This is a genomic window from Mycolicibacterium hodleri, assembly GCF_025822245.1.
GTDB classification, from domain to species: Bacteria; Actinomycetota; Actinomycetes; order Mycobacteriales; family Mycobacteriaceae; genus Mycobacterium; species Mycobacterium hodleri.
Map to the genome: position 1 here is coordinate 370446 of NZ_JACKTL010000043.1, position 13519 is coordinate 383964.

12 protein-coding genes, 1 tRNA gene and 1 pseudogene are annotated in these 13519 nt (G+C 66.3%); 4 read left to right on the top strand and 10 right to left on the bottom strand.

Annotated elements, in window-relative coordinates; all coding sequences use genetic code 11:
- Positions 1-14: 14 nt before the first annotated feature.
- Together H7J06_RS20225 and H7J06_RS20230 are read right to left on the bottom strand one after the other, a co-directional pair.
- Positions 15-1226 (bottom strand): branched-chain amino acid ABC transporter substrate-binding protein, encoded by a 1212-nt coding sequence (locus H7J06_RS20225; protein ID WP_264040815.1) that lies wholly within the window; start codon positions 1224-1226, stop codon positions 15-17.
- 177 nt (positions 1227-1403) lie between these two features.
- Positions 1404-2012, bottom strand: coding sequence for a two-component system response regulator PdtaR (locus H7J06_RS20230; protein WP_264040816.1), 609 nt, complete (start codon positions 2010-2012; stop codon positions 1404-1406).
- A gap of 95 nt (positions 2013-2107) precedes the next feature.
- Between H7J06_RS20230 and H7J06_RS20235 the strand changes: the two genes are divergently transcribed.
- The 3 genes and pseudogenes from H7J06_RS20235 (at position 2108) to H7J06_RS20245 (ending at position 3168) form a co-directional block, all read left to right on the top strand.
- Positions 2108-2184, top strand: a tRNA-Leu gene (locus H7J06_RS20235).
- A 48-nt stretch (positions 2185-2232) separates the two neighbouring features.
- Positions 2233-2535, top strand: coding sequence for an ArsR/SmtB family transcription factor (locus H7J06_RS20240; RefSeq protein ID WP_264040818.1), 303 nt, complete (start codon positions 2233-2235; stop codon positions 2533-2535).
- A pseudogene (locus H7J06_RS20245) lies at positions 2535-3168 on the top strand (cation efflux transmembrane domain-containing protein). The gene H7J06_RS20240 and the pseudogene H7J06_RS20245 overlap by 1 nt, the downstream one beginning before the upstream one ends.
- 80 nt (positions 3169-3248) lie before the next feature.
- Here the strand turns inward: H7J06_RS20245 and H7J06_RS20250 are convergent.
- Positions 3249-4175 carry a hypothetical protein gene (locus tag H7J06_RS20250; RefSeq protein WP_264040819.1) on the bottom strand — a complete coding sequence of 309 codons (927 nt, stop codon included), beginning with the start codon at positions 4173-4175 and terminating at the stop codon, positions 3249-3251.
- Positions 4172-5551, bottom strand: coding sequence for a cellulase family glycosylhydrolase (locus H7J06_RS20255; protein ID WP_264040820.1), 1380 nt, complete (start codon positions 5549-5551; stop codon positions 4172-4174). Before H7J06_RS20255 ends, H7J06_RS20250 begins: the two co-directional genes overlap by 4 nt.
- A 486-nt stretch (positions 5552-6037) precedes the next feature.
- Here H7J06_RS20255 and H7J06_RS20260 point away from each other — a divergent pair, with 486 nt between their 5' ends.
- Positions 6038-7288, top strand: a complete 1251-nt coding sequence (locus H7J06_RS20260; protein ID WP_372515366.1) for an adenylate/guanylate cyclase domain-containing protein — start codon at positions 6038-6040, stop codon at positions 7286-7288.
- On the opposite strand, the gene H7J06_RS20265 is transcribed toward H7J06_RS20260, so the two are convergent.
- From H7J06_RS20265 to H7J06_RS20290, 6 genes are read right to left on the bottom strand one after another with little or no spacing between them, the layout of a single operon-like run.
- Positions 7285-8976, bottom strand: a complete 1692-nt coding sequence (locus tag H7J06_RS20265; protein ID WP_264040822.1) for a DUF2339 domain-containing protein — start codon at positions 8974-8976, stop codon at positions 7285-7287. The two genes, H7J06_RS20260 and H7J06_RS20265, sit on opposite strands and share 4 nt — an antisense overlap.
- A gap of 43 nt (positions 8977-9019) precedes the next feature.
- Positions 9020-9649 (bottom strand): response regulator, encoded by a 630-nt coding sequence (locus H7J06_RS20270; protein ID WP_264040882.1) that lies wholly within the window; start codon positions 9647-9649, stop codon positions 9020-9022.
- Complete coding sequence (macS, locus tag H7J06_RS20275) at positions 9649-10776, bottom strand: MacS family sensor histidine kinase (RefSeq protein ID WP_264040823.1); 1128 nt, start codon at positions 10774-10776, stop codon at positions 9649-9651. Before macS ends, H7J06_RS20270 begins: the two co-directional genes overlap by 1 nt.
- Positions 10777-10785: 9 nt before the next feature.
- Positions 10786-11538: an amino acid ABC transporter ATP-binding protein gene (locus H7J06_RS20280; protein WP_264040884.1), complete on the bottom strand. Its 753-nt coding sequence runs from the start codon at positions 11536-11538 to the stop codon at positions 10786-10788.
- Between the two features lie 23 nt (positions 11539-11561).
- Positions 11562-12491: an amino acid ABC transporter permease gene (locus H7J06_RS20285; protein ID WP_264040824.1), complete on the bottom strand. Its 930-nt coding sequence runs from the start codon at positions 12489-12491 to the stop codon at positions 11562-11564.
- 16 nt (positions 12492-12507) lie between these two features.
- Complete coding sequence (locus H7J06_RS20290) at positions 12508-13431, bottom strand: ABC transporter substrate-binding protein (protein WP_264040825.1); 924 nt, start codon at positions 13429-13431, stop codon at positions 12508-12510.
- Positions 13432-13519: the final 88 nt, after the last annotated feature.

The window sequence follows — 13519 nt, forward strand, 5'->3', positions numbered from 1 at the left end:
CCTCGCGTCGACGACTACTGGACCTTGAAGATCCAGATCAGGTTGGTGGTGAGCTCACCGGTGGGCGACCACTGGTAGTTGCGCGCCACGCCCTGACCGTTGTAGTTCTTGACGTAGTCCAGCAGTGCCGGCCGGGTGATCGCACCCGAGTCGATGCCCTTCAGCATGATCGTGCCGAGGTCGTAGCCCTCGGTGCTGTAGGTGCCGGGCTCCTGACCGAACTTCTTGGTGTACTCGTCGGCGAACGTTCCGGTGGCCGGACCGCACGGGCAGGACAGGATCGAGCCCTTCGAGGACTCACCGGCCTGCTTGACGAACTCCGGGTCCTTCGTGCCGTCGGCGCTGACGAACGTCGCCTGGACCCCGCCGTCCTTCAGCTGCTGGACGAACGGCGCCGCTTCGGAGTAGTAGCCGCTGTAGAAGACGGCGTCCGGGCTGACGCCCTTGATCTGCGTGACCGCCGCGGAGAAGTCCTTGTCGCCCTTCTTGACCTGGATGTTGCACGCCGAGTCGGCAACCGGCCCGAGGGTCTGGCGCACCGGGATGGCCAGGCCGAGACCGTAGTCGGTGCTGTCGTCGACCACGCAGATCTTCTTGTAGCCCAACGTGTTCTTCAGGTAGTTGGCCACCGAGGGTCCCTGCACGCCGTCGTTGGCCAGACCGCGGAAGAAGGTCTTCCAGCCGTTCTCGCTCAACGTCGGGTTGGTCGCCGACGCCGTCGCGGCGACGAGGCCGGCCTGGTCGAAGACCGTACCGGTGGCCTTGGTCTCGCCGGAGAACGCGGGACCGACCAAGCCGATCGTGTACTGGTCGTCGACGATCTGGGGTGCGATGCCGGTGGCCTTCTGCGGATCACCCTCGGTGTCGAATGGCTTCAACTGCACCTGGCAGCCGGGGTTGGCGGCGTTGTGCTTGTCGATGGCCAGCTGCACGCCGTTCTTGATGTTGATGCCCAACGCCGCGTCGGGGCCGTTGAGGGCACCCGCCATCGCGATCGACACCGGAGGGCAGGTCGCCTTGCCGTCACCCGTGGGATCGGCGGGCTTGACGCCTTCGGCGGCCTTGACCTCGGCACCGTTCTCGTCGATCTGGACCTGTTCGACGATCTTCAGGTTTGCTTGGGACGTGCTCTCCTCGGGTGCCGACTGGTTACAGCCAGCGATACCGAACACGAGCAAGCCCGCGCTCCCGAGAGCAAATGCATTACGCGCCATACGACTGCGCACGTGTCACCTCCGTGTCAACGTTGTCATTGGCACCGGCAACGCAGGTCACGCAGCCCGGGGCGCCGATGCTTCGGGTAGAACATAGCCAACGCACGGCGCCGGTGCGCGATGTTGACGAACGCGGGCTGGGTGTCGCCTGTATGACTGGGCAAAACCCGATCCGACGACACGCAGTTGTTACGTCTCGGGAGTGTCCAGGGTCTCGAGGACGACCTCCGCGACGCGCCGCATGGTGGTGCGACGGTCCATGGCGGCACGCTGAATCCACTTGAACGCCTCGGGCTCCGTCATCTTCTGCTTGGCCTGGAGCAAACCCTTTGCGCGCTCGACCAGTTTGCGGGTCTCGAGCCGGTCGGACAGCGTGGCAACCTCGGATTCCAGCGCGGAGATCTCGCCGAATCGGCTGACCGCCAGTTCGATCGCCGGAATCAGATCGGTGATCGAGAAGGGCTTCACCAAATAGGCCATCGCACCGGCGTCGCGGGCCCGCTCGACCAGCTCACGCTGGGAGAAGGCGGTCAAGATCAAGATCGGCGCGATGCGCTTGGTCGCGATCTCCGCGGCCGCGTCGATGCCGTCCCGCCGGGGCATCTTGACGTCCATGATCACGAGGTCGGGTCGGAGGCTTTCGGCGAGCTCCACCGCTTCTTGGCCGTCACCGGCCTCGCCCACCACCTCATAGCCCTCCTCGCGAAGCATCTCCGCGAGATCCATTCGAATGAGTGCTTCGTCCTCGGCAATGAGGACACGGTGCGGTTTGGCGGCGTCCGCCGGTGACCCGGTCATGGGGTCATTGTCGCGTGAGTTGCACGGAAGGGCGACCGCGGGGCCGTGACGGCCCGCTCGGCCGATCCTCTAAGGTGGGAAGCCGCATCGCGATGGCCCTCGTATCCCAATTGGCAGAGGAAACGGATTCAAAACCCGTGCAGTGTGAGTTCGAGTCTCACCGAGGGCACCACACGAGTCGAACATTCCATCGGTACAGATTCGACTGTACTGTCTTGGAATGCAGACACTGCTTACCCGGGATGCGTTGGCTCGCTTCGGCTATGCCCTCTCCGACCCCACCCGTGCGTCCATCCTGCTAAGTCTTCGAAACGGCGTTCGGTACCCGTCCGATCTCGCCGACGAGTTGCAAGTGTCTCGGCAGATCGTCTCCAATCACCTGGCGTGTCTGCGGGGTTGCGGACTGGTCGTCGCCGTCCCGGAGGGCCGACGCAGCCGCTACGAACTGGCCGACGCCCGCATAGCCCACGCGTTGAACGACCTGGTGGGCCTGGTGCTCGCCGTCGACCCAGAGTGCTGTTGATGGCGCAGGACATCGCACTCTCGGTCCCCCGCCGGCGCGTGCTGTCCCGTCGGATCCGGTTCTTCGTCGCGGCCACCATCACCTACAACGTCGTCGAAGCCGTGATCGCCCTCGCCGAGGGAGCGCGGGTGTCCTCGGCCGCACTGCTCGGGTTCGGGCTGGATTCGGTGATCGAAGTGTCGTCGGCGGCCGCCGTGGCATGGCAGTTCGCCGGTCGCGATCCCGACGTCCGTGAGAAGACCGCCCTTCGGGTCATCGCCATGTCATTCTTCGGCCTGGCCGCCTACGTCTCGTGCGACTCCGTTCGCGCGCTCGTCGGGCACGGTGAGGCGGAGCCGTCGCGGATCGGCATCGCCCTCGCTGCGGTCAGCTTGGCCGTCATGCCCGTCCTGTCGTGGGCGCATACGGCATGCAGGTAGAGAACTCGGCTCGCGGTCGGCGGTCGCTGACTCGAAGCAGACCCTGCTGTGCACGTACATGTCCGCGGTGCTGCTGGTGGGCTTGCTACTCAACTCACTCGTGGGGTGGGCGTGGGCAGATCCCGTCGCGGGTCTGGTCATAGCCGCCGTCGCCGTTCGCGAAGGCCTGCAGGCGTGGCGGGGTCGCTCCTGTTGTGCCACGGGGTGCGGTTGACCGACCCGTGACGCACGAACCGCCGCGACCCTGCGGGGGCAGGAGTCGCGGCGGTACGCGGTGGTTCAGGCGGACGGTGGCTACCCCTCGTCTCCGCCGCCGCCTGATCCACTGCCGCTCGGGGAATGCGACGCGCTCTTGGCGTCGGATCCCTTGGCGGCGCCAGCTCCGTCGGAGCCAGTCTTGGGCTTGACCTTGTTGGCCGAAGCGTCGTTGTCGCCCTTGTCCTTCGAGTGACGCGTCGACGTGGTCGACGAATCCGAGTCCTTGGTGTCGGCCTTGCCGGGCTTGTCCGCCTTGTCGGGCTTCGTCGCCGTGTCGCTCTTGTCGGGCTTGGTCGAGCTGTCGGTCTTGTCGGGCTTGGTCGAGCTGTCGGGCTTGGTCGAGCTGTCGGCCTTGGTCGAGCTGTCGGCCTTGTCGGGCTTGGTCGAGCTGTCGGGCTTGGCCGTCATGGTCGAGCCGGCGGTCGCGCCCGAGTCGGTGGGGCTGGACGCCGTGGGCGACGTCGGGCTGGCCGAAGCCGGTTCGGTGGCCACGGGCGCCGTCGTTGCCTCAGGCGTTTCGGACACCACCGGGTCGGCGACGACGGGTTCGACCGTCGCCGCTACCGGCTCGACGACGGCGGGAGTCGTAACCGTCTCGGTCACTTCGGCTTTCGGCGTCGCCTCGAGCTCGGCCGTCGTGGACTTGTCGGTCTCGGCGACAGCCTCCGTTCCCTCTGCGCCCTTGGCGGTGGTGGCCGCTTCCTCGGTGCCGGCGCCGGCGCCGGCGCTTGGCGTGTCCGCCGTCGACACCGAGGCGACCCTCAGCGACAGCGGTGCGGAAGTCGTCACCGCAGGAGTGCCGCCAAGGGCGGCGAAGAAGTTGGCGACCGCTTGAACGAACGCGGCAACGGACGCCTGAATCTGCGTGGCAAAGGCCTGGATCTGCTGGGTAATGGCTTGGATCAGCGCGGCAAACGGGTCCGTCGGTGTTCCCGGGTTGCCGGGATTGGTCGGGGTGGTCACGTTTTGTGGGTGGTCTTTGTACCACTGGGCGAGGAACTGGGTGATGACTTCCTTGGGTTGCCCCAACATGTCCCACAGTCCGTAGTTGTCCTCGGGATTTGAGCTGCCGGTGAGGGTGTCACGTCCGGTGTAGAGGAAGATCGGCCCGGCGTTCTGCCCAAAGGCCCCAACATGTCCCACAGTCCGTAGTTGTCCTCGGGATTTGAGCTGCCGGTGAGGGTGTCACGTCCGGTGTAGAGGAAGATCGGCCCGGCGTTCTGCCCAAAGGCCGCCCCCCAGCTGTTGACCAGGTCGGCGATGAGCTTTTCCTGCTGATCCTGGGTGACGGTGTGNACGACGCCGTTGGCGTCGGTGTAGGAGTAGGTCGGCACACCGAACTCCGAGAGCCACACCTTCTTGGTGGGGAAGAGTGCGATCAGGTCCTTGAGCTGGTTGTACGCGTTGGCGTCGGTGTAGGAGTAGGTCGGCACACCGAACTCCGAGAGCCACACCTTCTTGGTGGGGAAGAGTGCGATCAGGTCCTTGAGCTGGTTGTACGCCGTGTCCGAGGCGAAGATCCCCGAGTTGGGGTTCACGTTGCCCTGGGAGAACGGAAGGCTTTCGTCGTATGGGTGGTAGGACAGGGCGTCGAAGTACTGTCCGATGGTGGGATCGGCGGCGATCATCGCCTTGACGAAGTCGACGGGGTCCATGGTCAGGTTGCCGACGGTGACGACGTGGCCGACGGCGCCCGCGACGATGGTGGCCGTCGGGTCGATTGGTTTGATGGCCTGATAGGCCGCCTTGACCAGTGCCGCGTAGGCGGCGGGGTTGATGGGGTTGGAGGAGAGAACGGCGTTCGGCTCGTTCCAGATCTCATAGGCCGAGACGGTGGAGCCATACTTGGTGGCGAACTTCGTCATGAAGGCGGCAAAGGCCGCGGGATCGGGTGTGCCGCTGCCCGGGATGCCCGCGGTGACCGCATAGGGCGGGGTGCTGTCGACCTCGGCCAGCACGCCCATGTCGTGTTCCTTGGCCGACTGCATGACCAGGTCGAGGGTCGCCCAGGACAAGCTGCCCGGCGCCGAGGGGCCGAAGTAGTCGACGAGTCCCCACGGAACGAATACGCGGATGTTCTGTACGCCGAGGGCTTGCATCTCGTTGAGCTGTTGGTCGATCTGCGCCTTCGTCTGCCCGTAGAGCGGGGACGCGGCGACGCCCACCGTGTTCGGCGACACCGTGATCTCGGCAACCTGCTGATATTCGTAGGCGGCGATTCGCGGTGGCATCGGAGCGACCACGTTGGTTGCGTACGCACTCACCATGGCGACGGGGATGGCGGCGATGACACTGCGTGTGGCGAGAGTCTTGAGCAGGCCCCGAGGAGTCTTCTTCATGGGATGGGTTCCTACTTTCAGCGGGGGGAATCGTCGTCGCCGTCAAACCGGTTCGCCTCATTTACTCATGCCTCAGCAAATCTGTCACGCTTACGGTGTTACCTGATCGCGACATTTGCGCAGGAACGATCTTGACCGCTGCCCACCTGGCATTTCGATACCGTATGCCTGTTTTATAGCAAAGTTCAGATGGGGAAGAGTTAATTAACCATTTGAATCCCACTGGTGTAATTTTGTAACGGTTAACCGCAGCTAGAACCATGAAAATCGACGTTTTCGGACTGTGTCGCCACAAGGTGGTCATAGCGGCCATGCCAGGGGGTGCAGCTACAGGAAATAGGGTATCCAACCTGGCAACCAATCTGACTGTGCCAGTCAGTTTTTATTAACCTCTGTGTTGATATTGGTAGCAAGCGCTTGGTGCATCGGGACTAGGCTCTGACGGTGGCTATCGAGGACGGGTCCGAGGCGTCGACGGGGTCGCGTTTGCCCGTTGGACGCCCCGGCTGCACGCCCGCCCCTGCCGTGCGGATTCGCATACGGGGACGAGCCCGGCACCCAAGTGAGGCCAGCGCGCGTCGGCGTCGTGTGCTGACGGTGACAACCCGCATCGCCGCGGCTGTCGGGGTGTTCTTCGGCGTCCAGCAATTCCTCATCAACACCGACGCGTGGTGGCTCGGTTTCGTGAACCTCGCCGGTGCGGGAGCGTTCCTCCTCATCCCGCGCCTGTACCGCTACGGCGACCTGATTCCGCCCGTGATGTTCTACGTCGTGGCCTACGCGGTCATCACGGCGTCCACGATCGTCGTCGGCAGCGGAGTCGGGCTGCACTTCTACTTCGTCGTCGCCGCAGCGATTGCGCTTCTCGTCCTGGGCATCGAACACGTCGCGCTCTCGTCGGTCATGGCCGTGCTGGGAGCGGGCGCTGTGATCGCCCTCGAACTGCTCGTCCCGCACGACACCGGTGCGCAACCCGAGTGGGCGTTTCGGATGGGGTTCGTCGTCAACACGATCGCCGCCTGGGTCTTGGTGGTCGCCACGGTGTGGTTTGCGCTCCGTGAAACGGCCCGGGCGGAAGCGGCGATGGAGTCCGAGTACCGCCGGTCGGAGTTGCTGCTCACCAACATCTTGCCGGCCAAGATCGCGGACCGGCTGAAGGATCCCGGGCATCAGATCATCGCCGACAGGTACGACGACGCGTCCATCCTCTTCGCCGACATCGCCGGTTACACCAAGCGCACGAGCGACACGTCGCCGACGGAGCTGGTTCGCTTCCTGGACGGCCTCTACACCGACCTCGACGCCCTCGTCGAGCATCATGGCCTCGAGAAGATCAAGACCAGCGGTGACTCCTACATGGTCGTCAGCGGCGTGCCGGAACCGCGGGACGACCACCTCGAAGCCCTTGCGTGCCTCGCCCTGGACATGTCCGAGGCCGTCTCGGGTCTCGTCGACGCGCGAGGTCGTGAGGTACCCCTACGCATCGGCCTTGCCAGTGGACCCGTGGTGGCGGGCGTAGTGGGGGCGCGCAAGTTCTTCTACGACGTGTGGGGCGACGCCGTCAACGTCGCATCCCGGATGGAGTCCACCGACGAGGAGGGGCGGATCCAAGTGCCGCACGACGTCTACCGGCGGTTGCGTGACCGGTTCGACTTCGAGGAACGTGGCGAGATCGACGTGAAGGGCAAGGGGTCGATGCGGACGTGGTACCTCGTCGGCCGGCGTTCGGACGCCTAGACCCGGTTCTCACGACCGTTCTGCTGCGCGAGGAGTCTCGCGTAGCCGGTTCCCATGCTCAGCAGCACGAGCCCCGCCGCGACGAAGACCACGACGCGGAAGATGCCGTCCAGCGTCCCCAGGTCGAAGAAGAACAACTTGGCCACCGCGGCGGCCACCAGCGCCATGCCCCCGCAGATCGGCAGTGAACGCTCGTCGCGGGGCACCTTCACCCCGTGTCGGAGAACGGCCGCCGCCAGCATGACCCAGCAGAGGGTCGCCGCCACGTGGCCGGCGAGGAACCCCTGGTCCTCTCCCCCGATCAGAACGCCCGCGGTCACCGCGAAGGTGGTCGTCGCATACAGCGCGATCACCGCCGCGGCGGCCCAGGACCAGTCGGTGTGCCACGACCGGGCGGTGGCGACGGCCCAGGCCACCAACAGAAGACTGGTGACGAGCGTCGACGCGGCGTTCGGCGTGCTCAACTCGGTGGCCACGACCAAGTGCGACGGTGGAACGTACCCGAGATCGAGCAGACCACCCGCGACGCCGAATCCGACGGCGCACCAGCGGGCCACCTCACTTCGTCGGCCGGCGATGGCCATCACGACCGCCATCGACAGCAGAACCGGCCCTGCCACCGGGCCGTCGAATCCGACCGTAACCGCGACGAGAGCCGACACCGCGGCCAGGGCCGACCAGATTCTCCGCACGTTCACACCGCCCGCGTTGACGCGGTTTCCCGCGAGCACGACGCCCGACAACGCCACCGACGTCGCGGCGGCCAGCGACGCCGCCACGACGCCGTCGACGACCAACGAGACGGCGAGCACCGGGGCGGTGCCCATCGCGCTCAACCACGCCATGGCGGCCGAGCGCCTGGTGTGCGGCAGCAGAATCAGCGCGCTGCCGACCGCGAGAACGGCGGCCAGCGAGCTCGCGACCGCCAGCACCGGCGATCGGCCGGAGTCGAAGCTCGTGACCGCCAGCGCGACCAGCAGTGGCAGCGTGCTCACCGCCGTCCGCGCCGCGTGCATGCCGATCCAGTCTCTGCCCAGCTGTGCGGGTACCGACACGGCACCGAGGGTCAGCATGAAGCCGACGAACACGGTGAGGCCGTCGGCCACGACGGGCCCGAGACCGAGCAGCGGCAACAGCACGAGGAGCCCAAGCCGTTCGGCGTTCCAGTGGCGCGCCAGCATCAGTCCGGAGGCGGCGGTCACCGCCGCGACGGCGAGCCCGACGGGCGCCGACACCCAGTGGTAGATCGCCGTGACGGCGATGACGTCGACGTAGGCGGCGGCAATGCCCGTGGCGGCCAACGCGATTGCGCCGACGCGTCCGCCAGGTCGATCGACGAGTCGCCACGCGACCGCGACCAGGCCGGCCGCCAGTGCGGCGCCGGCGACGACCCGGAAGCCGGGGCTCAGGATCCCGGCCTGGGCGGCGAGGACGAGCAACAGTGCGACGCCGACCAACGTGACACCGACGCCGGCGACCGCCAGTGCGCGGGCGATCCAACCGTCCGGCCGCGGCGTACGCGATGGAGGTGGCGGCACGGGTACCGGCCCGACGACGGGTGTCACGGGCCGCTCGCCCACCATGCGTTCCAGTTGTCGCAAGTCGGACGACGCCCGCGCCAGGTACGCGGCCATGGCGGCGAAGTCGGACGACATTCTGGAGATGACGGCCTGAGTCGGTTCGGTCATGGTGCCAGCGTGGCACCGTCCGTCGACGACCGGATGAGTAGTACTACTCGTCGAGCCCGTGTTCGATCGCGTACCGCGCCAGCTCGACGCGGTTGGCCACCTGCAACTTCCGGAAGGTGGCCTGCACGTGGTTCTCCACCGTGCGGTGGCTCAGGGACAGTCGCTCGGCGATCTGCTTGGCGGTCAACCCCTTTGCGACGTGTCGCAGAATTTCGGTCTCGCGCTCGGTGAGGCTCGGCGTGGAGACGTCACCCCGTGGCGACCGTGCGATGCGCCGATACTCGCCGAGCACCAGCCCCGCCAATCCCGGCGTGAACACCGCGCGACCGTCGCCGGTGGCCCGGACTGCCTCGGCGAGTTCGTCCTTCGACGCGCTCTTGACGAGATACCCCGTGGCGCCTGCCTTCACCGCCTCCAGGACGTCGTCGCGTTCGTCGGACGCCGAGAGCACCAGGACCCGCGACGACGGCGACACCGTCAACACCTCGGCCGTCGCGGCAGCGCCGCAGCCGTCCGACAGGCGCATGTCCATCACCACCACGTCGGGTGTGACGACGGCCGCACGACGGCGGGCCGAGGCGATCCCGTCAGCCGTGGCGACGACCGCGAAGCCCTCCTCGGCGAGGTCGCGAGCGACGGCGTCCCGCCAGATCGGGTGGTCGTCCACCACCATCACCGTGAACGTGGAATGGTCAGTTCCCACTCGGTCCCCCTTCCCGGCCCCGTCGTCAACCGTGCGGTGCCGCCCAGCCAATTCAGCCGTCCGACAATCGACTTGGACACCCCGACTCGGCCCTCGCCGGCGGCCTCGTCCAGTCGCCCGGCCGGAATGCCCGGGCCGTCGTCGCGGACGCTGACCACGATCGAGTCGTCGAGATCCTCCAACAGCACGAAGGCGTGCGCGTCGGCACCGGCATGCGCGACGACGTTGTCCAACGCGTTCGCCACGGCGGCGTCGACCTCCTTCGCCACCTCGGTGGGCAGCAGCACCGGTTCCGGCGGAAGGCTCACCGACACGCGATCGGCGGCGCGGTCCCGCAGCAGCGTCACCAGGTCGACCTCGAGACCGCCGCGAACCGGTGTCCCCGCGGCGCTGACCCAGCGTCTCAGCACTCGTTCCTGCTCCCCCGCCAGTTCGGCGAGTTCGATTGTCGGACCACCAATCTCACGCCCGCGCCGGGCGACCAGCGCCAGCACCTGAATCGCGCCGTCGTGAACCTCCCTCGACAAGCGTTCCCGCTCTTCGAGCGAGGCCGCCAACCGCGCGGCTCGCTGCAGTTCGGAATGTGCCCGTCGCGCAGTGTGCGCGGCCATCCCGATCGCCAAGCCAACCGCGAGTTCGATCACGACGGTGGCGTTGCGTCCCACGTCGACGCTGACGTAACCCTTGAGGACGGCGTTGGCTGCCGTCACCAACAGTGCGGTCGCCATGCCTCCGATCGCGCCGAGCAGGATGGCCGCGGAGATCGTTGCGTTGGTCGCCCACAACGTCGTCGGCCATGATTGGTTGTCGAGCGCCCATTGGTCGGACGCGACCATCTTCGTGGACAACATCAGCCCGATGACGACCACGACCTCGGCGCCCACCCACGCCAGCCGCCTGCCGTAGCCGTGAAGATAGGCCGCTGCGCAGGCAATGCTCCACGACACCAGGACCGCGAAGAGCGCCCAGCCGATGGCCGGGTGTTCGAGGTCGTCGTTGACCGCGACTTGGAATCCAAGGGCGTAGATGCAGCTCAGCAGCCGGAAGACCTGCGCCGCCCGCCAGAGCGGTGTCGCGGGATCGGGTTCAGCCGGCATGCCCGGCGACTACATCACCTTGGACAGGAACAGCTTCGTACGTTCGTGTTGCGGATTGCTGAGAACCTCACGTGGCTTTCCGCTCTCGACGATCACCCCGGCGTCCATGAACACCAACTGGTCGGCCACCTCGCGGGCGAAGCCCATCTCGTGGGTCACCACCACCATCGTCATGCCCTCGCTGGCGAGCTTCTTCATGACGCCGAGCACCTCGCCCACCAACTCGGGATCCAGTGCCGAGGTGGGCTCGTCGAACAGCATCAGCTTGGGGTCCATCGCCAGCGCACGGGCGATGGCCACGCGCTGTTGCTGACCGCCCGACAGTTGAGCCGGATACGCAGTTGCCTTGTCCGACAAGCCAACCTGGCTCAGGAGATCCTTGCCACGCTCGATGGCCGCGGCCTTCTTGACGCCCTTGACCTGGATGGGCGCCTCGATGATGTTGGCCAGTGCGGTGCGGTGTGGAAAGAGGTTGAAGTGCTGGAACACCATCCCGATGTCGCGCCGCTGCCGCGCGGCTTCCCGCGGCGGCATCTCGAGCAGCTTCTCGCCCTTCTCGCGGTAGCCGATCAGCTCGCCGTCGACGTACAACCGGCCGCCGTTGACCTGCTCGAGGTGGTTGATGCAGCGCAGGAACGTCGACTTGCCCGACCCGGAGGGACCGACCAGCACCAGGACTTGACCCCGGCCGATTTCGAGTGTCACGCCCTTGAGGACCTTGAGCGCGCCAAAGTTCTTGCAGACGTTCTCGGCCTTGACCATTGGCGCGGCCACGGCAGGTGCGGTCATGTGTGCCCGGCCTCTCCAAGGGTCTGTGCCTCGGCCAGTGCGCCGAGCTGTTTGGCGGTGAGCTTTCGAGAGGCACCTCGGGAGAAGTAGCGCTCGAGGTAGAACTGGCCCACCATCAGGATGCTGGTGATCAGCAAATACCATGCCGCCGCGACGAGCAGAAGTGGAATGGGCTGAAAGAGTACCGCCGAGATGTCGCGCTGACGCCCGAACAGGTCGAACGTGAACGGCACCGCGGCCACCAGCGACGTGGTCTTCAGCTGGCCGATGAACTCGTTGCCGGTCGGCGGGATGATCACCCGCATCGCCTGCGGTAGCACGGTGCGTCGCATGGTCATCAGCCACGACATGCCCAGCGCGGTGGAGGCCTCGGACTGACCCTCGGGGACCGACGAGATGCCGGCCCGGATGATCTCGGCGAGATAGGCGGCCTCGTTGAGCCCCAGGCCGATCACTGCCAGCAGGAAGTACAGCGACAGGTCCTGGATGTTGAGGGTGAAGAACGTCGGCCCGAACGGGATGCCCAGCTGAATGTTCTTGTAGATCGTCGGGAACAGGCCCCAGAACACCAGCTGCACGTACACCGGGGTGCCGCGAAAGATCCACAGGTACACCCACGACACCGAGCGGAACACCGGATTCGGCGACAGCCGCATGACGGCGAGAAGCACCGCGAGCAGGATCGCGAGGATCATCGACAGTACGGTCAGCTCGAGGGTGACCACCACGCCGGAGACGATGCGCTCGTCGAGGATGTACTTGCCGAAGGTGCCCCAGCCGTATGCGTCGTTGGTGGCCGCGCCGTAGAGGAACAGCGCAACCAAGACGACGATGACGATCGCCGCCACCCACCGCCAGGGGTGCCGCAGAGGGACGGCATCGATGACGGCTGGACTGTCGGGTGGCGTGCGAACGTCGACGCTCATCAGTGAATTCCGGCTGTCAGCTGGTCGCGCCGTTGATGACTGGCTTGTCGATCATGCCAGCCTCGACACCCCAGTTCGCGGCGATCGTCTTGTAGTCACCGGACTCGATCAGGTGCTCGAGTGCCTTCTGCAGCGAGGCGGCCAGCGGAGACCCCTTCGCCACGGGCCAGCCGTAGGGCGCGGCGTCGAAGGTCTCGCCTGCCTGCTCGAGCTTGCCCGCGCTCTGCTTGATGGCGTAGAGCGTCACCGGGGAGTCCGCCGACATGGCGTCGGCCTGGCCGAGGACGACGGCGTTGGTGGCCTGGTCCTGGCCGTCGAACTTCACGATGTCGATCGCCGGCTTGCCGGCGTCGGTGCACGCCTTGCTCTTGGCGGGCAGTTCGTCGACTTCCTGGGTGGTCGTGGCCTGCACCGCGACCTTCTTGCCGCACGCGTTGCTCGGGTCTATGTCGGAGCCCTTGGGCTTGGCCCACAGCGAGCCGGCCGAGAAGTAGGTGACGAAGTCGACGGTCTGCTCGCGTTCCTTCGTGTCGGTGAACGACGACATGCCGACGTTGAAGGTGCCGCCCTGGATGGACGGGATGATCTTGGAGAAGTCGGCCTCGCGGTACTCGGCGGTCAAGCCGAGGGTGGATGCGATCGCGTTCATCAGGTCGACGTCGAAGCCGACGATCTTGCCGCTCGAATCCTTGAACTCGTTGGGGGTGTAAGGAACGTTGACGCCGACGACCAGCTTGCCGGAGGACTTGATGTCCTCGGGCACGGTGTTGGCGATGTCGTCGACCTTGGCGGCCTTGGCCGCCGTGGTCTCCTTGGCCGGTTCTGCGGAGTCGTTGTTCTTGGTACAGCCCGACAGCACGAGCGCTCCCGACACGGCGATGACCGCAGCGCCGCGCCACCAGCGCGAGCTCGCTCGACGGTCCTTGATTCCAGCTACCACGTTGTCTCTTCTCTCTGCATCGGGTCGCCTTCATTCCTCGGGGGCGACGACCTCAGGAACACTAGCGGGATGTACGCGCTGTAGTAGG